Origin of the sequence: Brevibacterium sp. UCMA 11752, from assembly GCF_021532235.1 — a bacterium.
GTDB lineage: Bacteria > Actinomycetota > Actinomycetes > Actinomycetales > Brevibacteriaceae > Brevibacterium > Brevibacterium antiquum.
Genome location: NZ_JACBOS010000003.1, coordinates 1,650,858 through 1,664,307 on the forward strand (window position 1 = coordinate 1,650,858; position 13,450 = coordinate 1,664,307).

Sequence of the window (13,450 nt, forward strand, 5' to 3'; positions counted from 1 at the left end):
CTCAGGAGAAGAGCGTGATCCCGAAGATCGCGAACACGACGAGGTGGGCCGCACCGTGCATGGCTGTGACTCTCTTCGCCGCAAACGAGGTCACCGACAGCAGCAGCGTGACGCCAAGCAGAAGCAGGTTCGCCGGGGACTCCGCAAGCACGATCGGCTGATCGGTGAGCAGCCCGATGAGCAGCACAGTCGGAATCGTCAGCCCGACCGTGGAGACCTGCGCCCCGTGGCACAGGTTGCTCACCCGCTGGATCTCGCCCTGCCATGCCGCTCTCACCGAGGTGATCGTCTCCGGGAGGAAGACGATGAGCGCAATGACGACTCCGGACAGAGCCACAGGAGCGCCGAGGCGGCCCAAGCCGTCATCGAGCAGCGACGCCATATCGTGGGAGAGCAGGACGATCGGAGTGACCGTGGCGATGAGCAGCACCAGACGCACGATGATCTCGGTGCGGTGGGTGGAGATGATCTCGACGATGCTCAGTTTCGGTGGCACGGAATCGCTCGCACCCACCTCGGCGGGGATCTGGGTCAGTCGCGGATCGACCTCGTGGAAGTCCGCGGCCTGGGCGCCCATCTGACGGTAGAGGAAGAAGGCGTAGATGCCGATCGTGAGCACGATGATCGGGATCTCCTGCCATTCCTCGTAGCTGCCGTTTGCGCCGATGAGCGCCGGCAGGGCGAAGGCGAGAGCGGCGAGGACGATGATGAGTGACAGATACGTTGAGACGCCCGTACGGTTATGGGCGAGGCTGCCGTGGCGCAGCCCCGCGACCAGCAGACACAGACCGATGACGGCATTGAGAATGATCATCGACACAGCCATGACTGAGTCACGGGCGATCGTGGCGTGCTCTCCGGGGCCGAGGAGGACGGCGGCGATGAGAACCACCTCGATGAGCACGATCGAGAGCGTGAGCACCAGCGAACCATAGGGATCGCCGAGGCGGCGGGCCAGATGCTCGGCCTCGTGGACGACGCCGAAGGCGCAGATGAGGATGACTCCGACGATGATGATCAGGGCGGTGACGAGGAGCGGGCCCGCAACGGGCGGAGTCAGCAGTGGGCCTGCGAAGAGGAGAGCGGCGAAGGCGCCCCAGCCGAGTATCAGGCGAACGATGGCAGAGGGAGTGAGGATGCTGCGAATGGCGGCAGTCATGACGGGCATTCCTGTTCTTCGAGGCCGTCCTCATCGTGACTGATGCGTTCGGGTCGTCCCGACCGCTTCTTTCCTAAGGTGCTGATGTCCAGGATATCCAGTCGAGACTATGGGGGACAAACTGCGACACCGTTCTCCGAAAGACTCTCGAGTGACAAGTCAGCCGATTGATATTGCAGCCGATGAATGAGTCAGTCGGGTCATCCGAACGATTCAACAGATCCGTTCGAAGAATGGAGCTTGTCTGCGTTGAGTTCGAGTCGCTTGGGGATTCAGCGAGGTGGACCACGGCGGGTAGAGGCGGAATCCGCGTTTCCCGGGTGAACGTCGGGAAGAGTAGATTCCCAGCTCGACCAGGCTGGCGGCAGTGAATGTGAAGACTCCGAAGTGTTCTTCTTCGGAGACGAACACGAGAAGGCCTGCGCAGTCATCGAAGCCGTCCTCGCCGCCGGAGAACGGTGCGGTGACGCCCTCCGGTGTGCGACCCCAAGCGGCCACGAATGCGCCCGGTTTGGTTGGAGTGACGCGGGCAGTCCGGATCCGCCACCAGGTCGCGTCGAGCATGGCACGGCCAGACTCATAATCGCTGTTCTGCTCCTCAGCGACCACCTCTGTCGGGGTCAGGCCCATTGTCTGCGCGTAGTGTTCCAATGCCCTGAATCCCATGCGGATCAGCTTAGGCGATTCACCTTGACCTTGACGCGACGTCAACATCTACCGTCATACCTATGACTGTTTCACTCATTGACAGTTCCTCAGGAATGCGTCGAATCGGAATCGCTGACCCACAGCATCGTGCCGACTTGGTACGTCAGCTGTGGGAGCCGATGGCTGGGATGTATCACTTCCTCCCACGAGGCGTCGACATGGCTGAAGTGCACAGACAGAACTTCGGATTTCCCTTCGTCGATTCAGGTGATTCGGCAGACCTCATCCGTGAGGCCCTTGACGCCCTCATTGAAACAGACGCCTGGCAGCGTATCGAGACAGCACTCGCCCGTGGAATTAAGGCCCTGGAAGCGGGTGATCCCGGCGCCAAGATTCCCGACCTCAAGGTCCTGCTGGTGCTGGGGGATCCCGGCAACGAGCACTTCATGAACGAGGTGCAGGGACTGTCTGGGTTCGGAGGGATCAGCGGCTGCATCGTGTTGACTCTCTGGCCCACTCCGCGCGTACTTCAACGATTGGAAGCTATCGCAGTCCACGAGCTCGATCACAATGTCCGCTACTCGCCTGGGCGCGTGGTGTGGGATTCGGCCACGGTCACCGTGGGAGAACACGTCGTGTCCGATTGGGTCCTCGGTGATGCCACGGCGCGCCAGTTCGGAAGCGAGCCCGTTGGGCTGCCGACCGGTGCAGGCTATGCGGCAGGAGTCCGACTCGTCGGCGCCGGTCTTGATGCGGGCGGAGGCACTGCGGCTGCGAATGTCAGACGGCCGGCCGTAGACATCATCGAGACCGCTTTGCTGCGTCTCGGACTGAAGCCGCTCAACCCTTAGTCACGAGACGATCGAGGCGTCGATGAGCACCGGGCCCGACGCTTCGAGTGCCTCCCGATAGGCGGCAGCGAACTCGGCACGGGTCGACGTCTGCTTGGCCGGGACCCCGTAGCCCTGGGCCAGGGAGACGAAGTCGATCCCGCCCAGGGTCAGACCAGGAACCTTGGGCACGCCCATGCGCTGTGCAAAGCCGGCCAAGGCGCCGTAGCTGGAGTTGTTGATGATGACGAACACGGTTCGCGTCTGCAGCTGGGCGGCCGTGTACAGCGCAGTGATGCCGTAGTTCGCGGAGCCGTCACCGACGGTCGCAACGATCGTCTTCTCCGGTGCTCCGATCGACATTCCGACGGCAACAGGAAGCCCGAAGCCCAGACCGCCGGAGGCTGGGAAGCTGTACATTCCTGGTCTGTCGATGGCGACTCGTTCGAGGTAGTCGAGGTCCAAGGTGGTGGTCTCGTTGACGTAGGACACCGAGTCATCGACGTGCTCGTTGAGCACTTCGAGTACCTCTCCGCCGGTCATTCCCTCCGCCGAGGTGGCCGCTGGGCTCATGATCCGTGAACCGCGCTCGCCGCGACGAGTACCGCGATCGGTGATCTGCTTCGCGAGAGTCACGGTGGTGCGGCCGACATCAGTGATGACGGCTTTGCCGAACGGTGCCCGGGTGGCCTCGCGCGGGTCCTGGGTGATCTGGATGACCTCGGTGCCGGGAGTCAGGTAGTTCGAGGGCTCCCAGCGGTGATATCTGAATACGGCCGCACCCAGGACCAGGACGAGGTCATGGTCGGCCAGCTGGTCGCGCACGGACTGGATCCCGGGGACAAGGACTCCCTCGAAGTTCGGGTGGGTCGTCGGGAAGGGACAGCGGGTGGGCGACGGGGCGATGTAGACGGAGGCGTCGAGCTTCTCCGCCAGCGACATCGCTGCTTCCATGACGCTCGAGTCAGCAACGGCGGCGGCATCCACCTGGGGGCCGACCACGAGGGCCGGACGCTTCGCCCCGTTGAGGGAGGTGAGCAGCTCCTGTTCGAGCTCCGGATCAATACCACGCCCGGTCGACACCGATCGCTGCGGCAACAGTTCGTCATCGTCGAGTGCCGGTTCGTCCCAATCGTCCAAGGGCACCGAAACATAGACGGGACCGCTCGGCTGGGTGGCTGCTTCGAATGCGGCTTGGGACAGGGTCCGGGGGACGTCGGCGGCAGACAGCGGTTCGTGGGAGTACTTCACCAGCGGCGTCGGCAGTGCGGCGGCATCCGCGCTGGCCAGCATCGCTTCCTGACCGACCGTCCGGCGGACCTGCTGGCCGGCGAGGACGACCAGCGGAACGTGGCCGTAATGAGCATTGGTCAGCGCGCCCATACCGTTGCCGGAGCCGGACGCAGCATGCAGGTTGACCAGAACCGGACGTCCGGTGACGCGTGAGAAGCCTTCGGCCATGCCGACGACGACCTGTTCATGCAGGCCGAGGACGAAGCGGAAATCATCGCCGAGTCCCGCGAGGAACGGCAATTCGTTCGATCCGGGGTTGCCGAATATCGTCGTCATTCCGTGGGCGCGGAAGACATCCAGGCTTGCCTGAAGGACAGTCTTGCCAGTCGTGGCCATTGACCTCTCTGCTTTCGTCCGGGGGAGTGGTTCGTGTTGCATCTTACGCAGGGGAGAGGAATGCAGCGATGCGCTCCAGGGTCTCTGCCGCCAGCGAATAGTACGACCAGATGCCGCGCTTCTCACGGTGAAGGACTCCCGCGTCGACGAGGATCTTCAGGTGGTGTGAAACCGTGGGTTGGCCCAGCCCGACCGGATCGATGAGGTCACATGCGCAGGCTTCATTGCCTTCGTGGGCGGCGACCAAGGAAACCAGGCGCAGCCGTGTCGGGTCGGCCAGGGCTTTGAAGATCCGAGCGAACTCCCGTGCCCGATTCTCGTTCAGAGGCTCGCCGGTCAGTGTCGTGCAGCAGGCCGCCGAGGCGGGTGCGGGCAATGTCTGTTCAGTGGTCACTCCTCCATTATGCCTATACATTGACAGTTGTCGATATGTAGTGCTTAGATTCATATCGATAACCTTCGATGTTTGTGGCCGGGGAATCTCGGCCCTGAACAGATTCGTCCCAGGAGTCCGATGAGCACCCCAGTGACAGCCCTCACCAGTGAACCGGCACAGACCAAGCTGTCGACCCTCGATCGTTTCCTGCCGGTGTGGATCGTCGCAGCGATGATCCTCGGTCTGCTGCTCGGCCGGCTTGTGCCCGGACTCGCTGCGGCCCTGGATTCGGTCAAGGTCGCCGATGTGTCACTGCCGATTGCTCTGGGACTGCTGGTGATGATGTATCCGGTGCTGGCCAAGGTCCGCTACGACGAAACCGGGCGCGTGCTCAGCGACAGAAAGCTGATGATCACGTCCCTGCTGATCAACTGGTTGGCCGCTCCCGCCTTCATGTTCGCTCTCGCGTGGCTCTTCCTGCCTGACCTTCCGGAATATCGGACGGGATTGATCATCGTCGGCCTCGCCCGCTGCATTGCGATGGTCTTCATCTGGAACGATCTTGCCTGCGGGGACCGTGAAGCCGCTGCCGTCCTCGTTGCCATCAACTCGGTCTTCCAGGTCTTCGCCTTCGGTCTCCTCGGCTGGTTCTACCTGCAGTGGCTGCCGAACCTGCTCGGATTGCCGACGACGAGTGGCGAATTCTCGTTCTGGGCGATCACGCTCAGCGTGCTCGTCTTCCTCGGTATTCCGCTGTTGGCCGGGTTCCTCACTCGCCTCATCGGCGAGAAAGCCAAAGGACGGACCTGGTACGAAGACCGGTTCCTGCCGAAGATCGGGCCTTTCGCGCTCTATGGACTGCTGTTCACCATCGTTGTGCTCTTCGCCTTCCAGGGTGACGAGATCACCTCGAACCCCTTGGACGTCATGCGCATCGCTCTGCCGCTGCTCCTCTACTTCACCGTCGTCTTCGCCTTCGGCATGGTAGTGGGCCGTGGCCTGAAGCTGGGCTATGAGAAGACGGCCACTCTGGCATTTACCGCCGCGGGCAACAACTTCGAACTCGCCATCGCAGTGGCCATCGGCACCTACGGAGTCGCCTCCGGACAGGCCCTGGCAGGAGTCGTCGGTCCGCTCATCGAAGTACCCATCCTCGTCGCCCTCGTCTACGTAGCACTATGGTCACGTCAACGTTTCTTCACCGAACAGACCGGACGATCGGAGTCCCAGAAATGACAACTGCCGAACAGAAACCGACCGTCCTCTTCGTCTGCGTGCACAACGCCGGCCGATCGCAGATGGCCGCAGGATTCCTCCGCGAACTCGGAGGCGACCGAGTCGAGGTCCGCTCCGCCGGCAGCCAGCCCGGGAAAATGCTCAACCCGACCGCCGCCGAGGCGATGGCTGAGATCGGCATCGACATCACCGACCAGCACCCGAAGATCCTCACCCCGGACACGGTGAAGACCTCGGATGTGGTGATCACCATGGGCTGCGGCGACGCCTGCCCCATCTTCCCCGGCAAACGCTACGAAGACTGGGAGCTCGATGACCCTGCGGGTCAGGGAATCGAGACGGTGCGCACCATCCGCGATGACATCCGCGCCCGCGTCGAGAGCCTGCTGACCAGCCTGTCCACAACCACGGCCTCTGCAGACGACGCGCTTCCAGACAGGACGACTCATGACTGACACCACCACAGGCGAACTCCCCGTTGCCGTCATCGGTGCCGGGCCGGTTGGTCTTGCCGCCGCGGCGCACGTCATCGCTCGCGATTTGGAGCCGCTCGTCTTCGAGGCAGGTGCGACACCTGCGGCCGCTGTCAGCGCGTGGGGCCACGTCGGTCTCTTCTCACCGTGGAAGTACAACATCGACGAGGCTGCACGAGCGCTGCTCGGGCCGACAGGATGGGTGGAGCCCAATGGCGACGACCTGCCCACCGGGGATGAACTCGTCGCCGAGTACCTCGCTCCCTTGGCAGCAACCCCACAGCTGAACAACGCGATTCGCACGCAGACACGAGTCATTGCGATCAGCCGCGTCGGCAAGGATCGCACCCGCACTCCGGGGCGCGACGACACTCCATTCCTTGTTCGGACTCAGAACGAGCTCGGAGCAATTTCGGATCATCTCGTTCGTGCCGTCATCGATGCCTCAGGCACCTGGGAGACCCCGAACCCGCTTGGCCAGGCGGGGCTGCCGGCCATCGGTGAACCCGAGGCCCGAGAGGCCGGACTCGTGACCTCACCGCTGCCCGATGTCCTCGGCCGGGACCGGGCACAGTTCGCCGGCCGTCACACGCTGGTCGTCGGAGCCGGTCACTCGGCGGCCAACACTCTGCTGGCTCTGGGAGAGCTCCGCGAGGCCGAACCGGCCACCCGTATCAGCTGGGCCATACGAGGAACTGATCCTGCCGGTGTCTACGGTGGTGGCGACCAGGACGGACTCCCAGCCCGCGGAGCTTTGGGCACCCGATTGCGCAACCTCGTCGAAGCCGGACGCATCGAGGTTCACACCTCGGCGACCATCACGAGGCTAGGCATCACAGACCGGAGCGCCACCTCGGCGACCAGCATCGGGCACAACGTCACAGCTTCAGGCACTGCAATCGAACTCATCGTCACCGGTACCACTCCAGACGAATCAGTCTCCCTTGACGTTGACCGGGTCGTTCCCACCACAGGATTCCGGCCGGATCTCAGTTTCCTCCGCGAAATCCGACTCGACCTCGACCCGATCGTCGAGGCGCCCACGGGCCTGGGCCCACTCATCGATCCGGAACACCACAGCTGTGGAACCGTCGCACCACACGGAGCTCGCCTCCTGGGCCACCCGGAGAAGGACTTCTACATTGCGGGGATGAAGTCCTACGGCCGCGCGCCGACGTTCCTCCTGGCCACCGGTTACGAGCAGGTCCGTTCGATCGTCGCCGCGATCGCCGGCGATCAGGAAGCGGCCGACAAGGTCGAACTCGTACTTCCGGAGACCGGAGTGTGCTCGGCAGACATCGGTTCGTCATGCGATGCACCATCAGTCGGTGCGGTGACTGCCGACAGCAGTGGGTGCTGCGAGGCCGCGCCTGCACAACCGGTCTCGCTTGGTATCCCCACCGGGCTGGAGCACGGTCGCAGCGCATCCACAGGAGTCAGAAGCGCAGGACCTCTCCATCCTCGGGCACCAGCACACGGTCGGTGATCGCGTGCGCCGATGCTGCGGCGCGAACATCTTCGCGTGTGGCGGGGCAGTGGTTCAGCGCTTCCAGATGGGAGGCCACGACCTTTGCCTGCGGAGCGAGTCCTGCCACCTCCACGACGTCCTTAGGCCCCATGATGATGGGCCCCAATGTCGAAGGAACCGCCTCGCCGGTATTGAGGACGACGACATCGGGAGCAACCTCGGCGAGGTTCCGTCGGACCTCATCGGTCATGATCGTGTCGCCGGCGATGTAGACGACAGGGTCGTCGTCATGTCGCAGGACCACACCCATGACCTCCCCGATATCGGGCATCGACTCGAGGATCTCGTCGGAACCGTGCTGGCCGCCCGCGCGGGTGAACTCGACACCGGCGACCGTAGTGGTGGACTCGAGAATCCGCACATCGGTGAATCCCTCGTCGGCGATCAACGCGGCGTCCTCGGCGTGCTGGGCGAGGATGGGCGTGTGACGCGGCAGGAGAGCCGCGGCCGCAGGGTCCCAGTGATCAGCGTGGGTATGCGTGACCACGATGACGTCTGGTGTGAGAAGCTCGTCGAGGGAAACGACGAGGTCGACCAGAGGATTGCGGCTGGTGTCCCCGGTTGCACAGGGGAACGGGGGCATCGAACCCTTGGCCCCGAGCATCGGGTCGATGAGGACCGTGGCGTCGTCGTACGACATCACCATCGTGGCGTTGCGCACCTGCGTCATCTTCATTGTTGGAGTTGGCCTTTCAGTCTGGATCAGTTCTGCCCTGCCTTCTGCGCACCCGTGACTGCCGAACTGCCCAGGTCTCCCTTCGGCAGCGGCTCCTGAGAAGTCAGTGCCTGGGTCCAAGCCTCGGTGGTCGCGACGGACGCCCAGTTCGAATGCAGGAGCGCCATCAGCGTCGTGTGCACGGTCTTGGCATCGGCGAAGCCGGCATCATTGGCGATATTGATGGCACCGGTCGCATCGGAGAGCACTTCTGTGGTGAAGCCGAGAACCTCAGCCCCCGCCGCCGAAGAGAGGATGCAGTTATTGGTCATGTAGCCGACCAGCGTCACAGTGTCGACGTCCTTCTCGCGTAGCCACGTCTCCAGATCGGTGTCTGCGTAGACGGAGCCGTATTCCTTGACCACTGACTTCCAGGACTCGGTACGACGGCTTTCGACCTCTGGGTGGAGAGCGAATCCAGGCTGATCCGGGTTGAAGACCGGGGCGTCGGTGCCCATGGTGTGCTGGAAGACGGCGACGGGAATGTCGGCAGCAACAGCGGCGTCGATGGCTGCAGTGATCTTCGGCAGTGACTGGTCATGGCTCGGGTACTGGATCTCCAGGGGGCCGTCGAAGTACTGCTGCTGCACATCGACGAGGACAAGGGCACGGCGGGCGGTAGTCATAGCGAACTCCAAGGTTGTGGTGAGTGAGAACGTGGCGCGCAACTGCGGCACACCTCCAGTGTGCGAGAGCCGACCGCGCACTACCAGTAGCACAAATGCTCATCTACGATGGAATTACGCCAAAGTTCAAGTGCCTGCCACCAGTCAATCAGGAGGAGCCCGACGTGCGCATCGCCATCTATGCCTTCACCGGCATCACCATGTTCCATCTGTCGGTGCCGCAGATGGTCTTCGACGAGGTTGCCCGCCAGGGTCTCGCACCCTGGGCGACGGTCCTGTTCTCCGACGACGGTGAGCCGATCACGACGGCGGAGGGGTATCAGATCACCGGGGTGAGCGGGCCGGAAGCGGCATCCGGCGCCGAGGTTGTCGTTGTCCCGTCCTGGTACGACGATGGTCGCCCGGCTGGGCAACCCCTGCGACAGCTGCTCGTTGACAGCCATGACCGGGGTGCTTCCATTGCCGGACTCTGTCTGGGCACGTTCCCCATCGCAGACGCGGGTCTGCTCGTCGGCCGCAGGGCGGTGACGCACTGGCAGGGGTTCGACCAGCTCACGGCTCGACACCCGGATCTGGAGATCGACGATTCAGTTCTCTACATCGACTATGGCGATGTCATCACCTCGGCGGGCACAGCCTCGGCGTTGGATGCCTGTCTTCACATGGTGCGTACGAGATTGGGGGCCGACGCTGCGAACCAGGTGGCACGCAGCCTGGTCATCGCACCGCACCGCGACGGTGGGCAGGCGCAGTACATTCAGCGACCGCTGCCGGAGCATGCCGATGACGACCCCATCTCTCGGGTTCTCGATTGGGCAGTCGATCACCTCGATGAATCGCTGCCGGTCGAGAGGTTGGCCGAGGTTGCACACATGAGTGTGCGGACATTCATCCGCACCTTTCGGGCATCGACGGGGGCGACGCCTGCTTCGTGGGTGCGTATGCGTCGCCTCGATGAGGCCCGTCGGGCGCTGGAGACCACGAGCGTGTCGATCGATCAGATCGCCGTGAACTGCGGATTCGGCAGTGTGGTCACTCTGCGGCAGAACTTCGCTGCCGCGTTCAAGACGACTCCTTCGGAATATCGTCGCCGGTTCGAAGCGCGGCCTGCTTCAACTGGGCCAACCCCAGTCGGGCCAACCCCAGCCGGGCCGACCTCAATTGGTTCGGCGTCTGAAACCGCTTCGGCGTCTGATCAGCCTGCGGCTATTTAGCCGGCGTCCGTTCGGCCGGAGCGGAATCTGCGCTCGTTGCTGCGGCGCTTCGCGACTGCTTCGACCCCTTCTTCCCTCTGAGCAGGAACCTGTCGACGCTGAAGCGACCTGGTCCCATGGCGGCCAACAGCAGGGCGCCGGCAGCCAGTGCTGCGACGAGTTCCCAGCCGCCCTGGTCGACGAACGGCACGGGGACCAGGTGGACGATGACCAGAGCTCCGACGAGGTTGGCCGCCAACAGGACCCCGACGATCGGAGTCAGGGCGCCGAGGATGAGGAGCGCGCCGCCGATGAGCTCGACGAACGTGGCGAACGGCGCCGCGATGTCCGGCAGCGGCACGCCCATCTGTGCGAATGACTGAGTAGTTCCGGCAATGGTCCACTCATTGAACTTCTGCCAGCCGTGGGCGATGAAGATGGCGCCGAGGGTGACCCGAGCGATGACGGTGATGATGTCGCGAGCGATGGTCGGGAATCCGGTCGTGGCGTACACAGCGATCTCCAGGGTTGATTGAAAGTGCAACTACAGGGTATGCGCTGGGCTTGGCAAGACGCTGACAGCAGTTTCGCTTGTCATCTGAGACAATCGCGGACGGCCGTCGCTGACGACGCTGGCCGTCGGAGTCTGATACTCAGAACCCGTAGGCGGCGTCCCTCGCCTCCCGGATCGAGGCGTAGGTCCGTGTGAGCACGAGGGTGTCCTCGACGAGCCGGTCGAGGCGGGCGATGACATCGGTGTTGACGATCTGGTTGCGCAGCAGGTCCTTCTCCTCGACGAACACATAGGGCTGCACGACCTGAGCCTTCATATACGTGAGAATCGGCTGCAGCTGCTGCTGGGGGATGAGATAGTGCTTGGCCGACCCGGCGGTCGCGACCATGGCCACGACCTTGTCGCGGAATGCATTGACCGGCAGCAGGTCGAAGATGTTCTTCAGCGTCGCCGGAATCGAGGCCTGGAAGATCGGCGTGCCGATGATGATCGCATCGGCGTCCATGAGAGCTCGGGTGACACGACCGGTGTCACCGGTGTACTCGGTGAAGTTGCGTCCGTCACTGAAGACCATGTCGACCTCGGCGAGGTCGATGAGCGTGGCCTCGACGTCAGGGTCCTGGGCCATGACCGTCTGAGTGACATGCTCCATGACGGTCCGCGTCTTGGTCCCGACGTTCGAACCAGAGATCGCAACGAGCTTCATCGGGCAGTCTCCTCGGAGGCATGGTGGTTCGCTGCCGGGGCAGTCGTGGCAGAGGTGGGAGTCGGTGCGGCCGTGTACTTCTTCAATGCGGGGATGATCTCGGAGCCGATGGTCTCGATCTGCTTCATCACCTGGTCATAGGGCATGCCGCCGAAGTCGATCTGTCCCAGGTAGCGCTGATGGCCGAAGGCCTCGTGCTGATGGAGAATCTTCTCCACGATCTGCGGGGGGCTGCCGAGGTTGACGATGCTGTGCGGGTCCACCGCCTGGGCGAAGAGTTGCTTGGGCATGCCCTGCCCATTCGTGTGCTTCATCCCCTCGTTGATATGCGGGTAGAGACCGCGCAGCGCCTCCTGCGAGGTCGCGGCGACGTGGAAGAAACCTGCTGTCGCAATCGGCAGCGTGCCAGGATCGAAGCCCTGGTGACGTGCCGCCTCCCGGTAGGCATCGACTGTCGGCTTGAACGACGAGGTTGTCCCACCCAGGTGCGCCATGACCATGGGCACCCCGGCCAAGCCCGCCTTGATCGCACTCGTCGGGGCACCGCCCACGGCCCGCCAGATCGGAAGCGGATCCTGTGCGGGGCGGGGGAGCACCTCGGCGTCGTTCAGCGGCGCACGGAACTTGCCCCTCCAGCTGAGCTTCTGCTCGCGATTGATTCGGCCCAGCAGCTGGAATTTCTCTTCGAACAGCTCCTCGTAGTCGCGCAGATCATAGCCGAGCAGTTCGAAGAGCCCGACACGAGAGGCTCTGCCGGCGACGAGTTCGGCCCGGCCGCCGGAAATGTGGTCGATCGTGGAGAAGTTCTCGAACACGCGAACCGGGTCCGAGGTGCTCAGGATCGTTGAGGTGCTGCCGATGCGGATGGTGCTCGTCGCCTGGGCGATCGCACCGAGGATGACGGCGTGAGCCTGCGAGGCGAAGTACTCCTGGTGGCTCTCACCGACGCTGAAGAAGTCGAAGCCCGCGTCCTCGGCCGCCTGCGCATAGCCGATGAACTCTCGGATGCGCTCGCCCGCACTGATTCTGGACCCGTCGGCTGGGTTCGGCAGATGATCGCCGAGGCTGTACATCCCGAACTGCAGTCCCTGATCGGGCGTGAACCCGAAGTGATCCATCATGTTCAAGTGATCCATCATGTTCGCAGGCTCAGTGTGGGCGGTGGTTTCGGTCATGATCTCTCCTCGGTGACGGCGGCTTCGAAAGTATCGTTTGCCATGTCAACTGATGGGTGCGGAGAAAAATTCCCTAGGGCTTTTCGTCTGCCTCGCGACGCTTGACGCTGTGCTCGTAGAGCTTCTTCATCAGCGCATGCAGCTGTGTCTTCTCATCCTCATCGAGGGCCTCGTCGAAGAGCGCGGACTGGAATTCGATCTGGGCCGGGTAGGCCTTGTCGAGCCGCTGCCTGCCGACGTCCGTCAGAGAGATGAACTTCGTCTTCCAGTCCTGGGCGCGCGAGATCAGACCATCGCGTTCGAGCCGGGAGACCATGCGGGACACACCTCCGCCGCTGACCGTGAGCCCCTTCGCCAGATCCGACTGGGTGACCGGTTCAAAGGCGCGAATATGGCTGAGCATCTCGAACTGGGCGATGGTGAGATCGAAGTGGTGCAGGTGAGTATTCGACATCTGGTTGCTGTTCTGAACGAAACGCACCATGCGCAGCCAGATCAACGTGCTCAGCGACAGATCCTCCATCGCGCCTCCTATGATCTCGGGCCGAGTGTGTCGGCGGTGCTGCCTGATGGTCAATCTACATCGTGGCGAAGCGACAGATGATAGAGACAGACGACGAAGGCAAGGAACTCAAAGTTCCT

The 13,450-nt window shown here is 63.2% G+C and carries 15 protein-coding genes; 5 read left to right on the plus strand and 10 right to left on the minus strand.

What is annotated here, in order from left to right; all coding sequences use genetic code 11:
- Nucleotide 1 precedes the first annotated feature (1 nt).
- On the minus strand, nucleotides 2-1,159 hold the full coding sequence (locus HU144_RS07370) for a calcium:proton antiporter (protein ID WP_235350783.1): 1,158 nt from the start codon (nucleotides 1,157-1,159) through the stop codon (nucleotides 2-4).
- A 213-nt stretch (nucleotides 1,160-1,372) separates the two neighbouring features.
- Nucleotides 1,373-1,825, minus strand: a complete 453-nt coding sequence (locus tag HU144_RS07375) for a MepB family protein (protein WP_235350784.1) — start codon at nucleotides 1,823-1,825, stop codon at nucleotides 1,373-1,375.
- Nucleotides 1,826-2,025: 200 nt separating this feature from the next.
- On the opposite strand from HU144_RS07375, the gene HU144_RS07380 reads away from it, so the two are divergent.
- On the plus strand, nucleotides 2,026-2,658 hold the full coding sequence (locus HU144_RS07380; RefSeq protein WP_235350785.1) for a DUF2268 domain-containing putative Zn-dependent protease: 633 nt from the start codon (nucleotides 2,026-2,028) through the stop codon (nucleotides 2,656-2,658).
- On the opposite strand, the gene mdlC is transcribed toward HU144_RS07380, so the two are convergent.
- Nucleotides 2,659-4,266 carry a benzoylformate decarboxylase gene (gene mdlC, locus HU144_RS07385; protein ID WP_235350786.1) on the minus strand — a complete coding sequence of 536 codons (1,608 nt, stop codon included), beginning with the start codon at nucleotides 4,264-4,266 and terminating at the stop codon, nucleotides 2,659-2,661.
- A gap of 43 nt (nucleotides 4,267-4,309) precedes the next feature.
- The gene (locus HU144_RS07390; RefSeq protein ID WP_235350787.1) at nucleotides 4,310-4,660 is read right to left on the minus strand and encodes an ArsR/SmtB family transcription factor; all 351 of its coding nucleotides are present in this window, start codon (nucleotides 4,658-4,660) and stop codon (nucleotides 4,310-4,312) included.
- 120 nt (nucleotides 4,661-4,780) lie between these two features.
- On the opposite strand from HU144_RS07390, the gene arsB reads away from it, so the two are divergent.
- The 3 genes from arsB to HU144_RS07405 are packed head-to-tail and all read left to right on the plus strand — an operon-like array spanning nucleotide 4,781 to nucleotide 7,837.
- Nucleotides 4,781-5,878 carry an ACR3 family arsenite efflux transporter gene (gene arsB / locus HU144_RS07395; protein ID WP_235350788.1) on the plus strand — a complete coding sequence of 366 codons (1,098 nt, stop codon included), beginning with the start codon at nucleotides 4,781-4,783 and terminating at the stop codon, nucleotides 5,876-5,878.
- On the plus strand, nucleotides 5,875-6,333 hold the full coding sequence (locus tag HU144_RS07400; protein WP_235350789.1) for an arsenate reductase ArsC: 459 nt from the start codon (nucleotides 5,875-5,877) through the stop codon (nucleotides 6,331-6,333). The genes arsB and HU144_RS07400 overlap by 4 nt, the downstream gene beginning before the upstream one ends.
- Nucleotides 6,326-7,837 (plus strand): flavoprotein, encoded by a 1,512-nt coding sequence (locus HU144_RS07405; RefSeq protein ID WP_235350790.1) that lies wholly within the window; start codon nucleotides 6,326-6,328, stop codon nucleotides 7,835-7,837. Before HU144_RS07400 ends, HU144_RS07405 begins: the two co-directional genes overlap by 8 nt.
- Here HU144_RS07405 and HU144_RS07410 read toward each other — a convergent pair.
- Together HU144_RS07410 and HU144_RS07415 are read right to left on the minus strand one after the other, a co-directional pair.
- Entirely contained in the window at nucleotides 7,788-8,555 is a 768-nt protein-coding gene (locus tag HU144_RS07410) for an MBL fold metallo-hydrolase (RefSeq protein WP_235350791.1), read from the minus strand. The two genes, HU144_RS07405 and HU144_RS07410, sit on opposite strands and share 50 nt — an antisense overlap.
- Before the next feature lie 26 nt (nucleotides 8,556-8,581).
- Complete coding sequence (locus tag HU144_RS07415) at nucleotides 8,582-9,220, minus strand: isochorismatase family protein (protein WP_235350792.1); 639 nt, start codon at nucleotides 9,218-9,220, stop codon at nucleotides 8,582-8,584.
- A 164-nt stretch (nucleotides 9,221-9,384) separates the two neighbouring features.
- On the opposite strand from HU144_RS07415, the gene HU144_RS07420 reads away from it, so the two are divergent.
- Nucleotides 9,385-10,434 (plus strand): GlxA family transcriptional regulator, encoded by a 1,050-nt coding sequence (locus HU144_RS07420; protein WP_235350793.1) that lies wholly within the window; start codon nucleotides 9,385-9,387, stop codon nucleotides 10,432-10,434.
- Here HU144_RS07420 and HU144_RS07425 read toward each other — a convergent pair.
- The 4 genes from HU144_RS07425 to HU144_RS07440 all read right to left on the minus strand — a co-directional run bounded on the left by HU144_RS07425 (nucleotide 10,427) and on the right by HU144_RS07440 (nucleotide 13,331).
- Nucleotides 10,427-10,927 (minus strand): DoxX family protein, encoded by a 501-nt coding sequence (locus tag HU144_RS07425; RefSeq protein ID WP_235350794.1) that lies wholly within the window; start codon nucleotides 10,925-10,927, stop codon nucleotides 10,427-10,429. The genes HU144_RS07420 and HU144_RS07425 overlap by 8 nt on opposite strands.
- A 139-nt stretch (nucleotides 10,928-11,066) precedes the next feature.
- Complete coding sequence (locus HU144_RS07430; protein ID WP_235350795.1) at nucleotides 11,067-11,633, minus strand: NADPH-dependent FMN reductase; 567 nt, start codon at nucleotides 11,631-11,633, stop codon at nucleotides 11,067-11,069.
- Nucleotides 11,630-12,808, minus strand: a complete 1,179-nt coding sequence (locus tag HU144_RS07435) for an LLM class flavin-dependent oxidoreductase (protein ID WP_235350796.1) — start codon at nucleotides 12,806-12,808, stop codon at nucleotides 11,630-11,632. Before HU144_RS07435 ends, HU144_RS07430 begins: the two co-directional genes overlap by 4 nt.
- A gap of 73 nt (nucleotides 12,809-12,881) precedes the next feature.
- Nucleotides 12,882-13,331, minus strand: coding sequence for a MarR family winged helix-turn-helix transcriptional regulator (locus HU144_RS07440; RefSeq protein ID WP_235350797.1), 450 nt, complete (start codon nucleotides 13,329-13,331; stop codon nucleotides 12,882-12,884).
- Between the last annotated feature and the right edge of the window lie 119 nt (nucleotides 13,332-13,450).

What these genes read in the sequence shown, in the direction of transcription:
- mdlC (WP_235350786.1), bottom strand. Translation starts at nt 4,266, where the DNA reads ATGGCCACGACTGGCAAGACTGTCCTTCAGGCAAGCCTGGATGTCTTC.
- HU144_RS07375 (WP_235350784.1), bottom strand. Translation starts at nt 1,825, where the DNA reads ATGGGATTCAGGGCATTGGAACACTACGCGCAGACAATGGGCCTGACC.
- HU144_RS07415 (WP_235350792.1), bottom strand. Translation starts at nt 9,220, where the DNA reads ATGACTACCGCCCGCCGTGCCCTTGTCCTCGTCGATGTGCAGCAGCAG.
- HU144_RS07370 (WP_235350783.1), bottom strand. Translation starts at nt 1,159, where the DNA reads ATGACTGCCGCCATTCGCAGCATCCTCACTCCCTCTGCCATCGTTCGC.
- arsB (WP_235350788.1), top strand. Translation starts at nt 4,781, where the DNA reads ATGAGCACCCCAGTGACAGCCCTCACCAGTGAACCGGCACAGACCAAG.
- HU144_RS07410 (WP_235350791.1), bottom strand. Translation starts at nt 8,555, where the DNA reads ATGAAGATGACGCAGGTGCGCAACGCCACGATGGTGATGTCGTACGAC.
- HU144_RS07400 (WP_235350789.1), top strand. Translation starts at nt 5,875, where the DNA reads ATGACAACTGCCGAACAGAAACCGACCGTCCTCTTCGTCTGCGTGCAC.
- HU144_RS07430 (WP_235350795.1), bottom strand. Translation starts at nt 11,633, where the DNA reads ATGAAGCTCGTTGCGATCTCTGGTTCGAACGTCGGGACCAAGACGCGG.
- HU144_RS07405 (WP_235350790.1), top strand. Translation starts at nt 6,326, where the DNA reads ATGACTGACACCACCACAGGCGAACTCCCCGTTGCCGTCATCGGTGCC.
- HU144_RS07435 (WP_235350796.1), bottom strand. Translation starts at nt 12,808, where the DNA reads ATGACCGAAACCACCGCCCACACTGAGCCTGCGAACATGATGGATCAC.
- HU144_RS07380 (WP_235350785.1), top strand. Translation starts at nt 2,026, where the DNA reads ATGGCTGAAGTGCACAGACAGAACTTCGGATTTCCCTTCGTCGATTCA.
- HU144_RS07440 (WP_235350797.1), bottom strand. Translation starts at nt 13,331, where the DNA reads ATGGAGGATCTGTCGCTGAGCACGTTGATCTGGCTGCGCATGGTGCGT.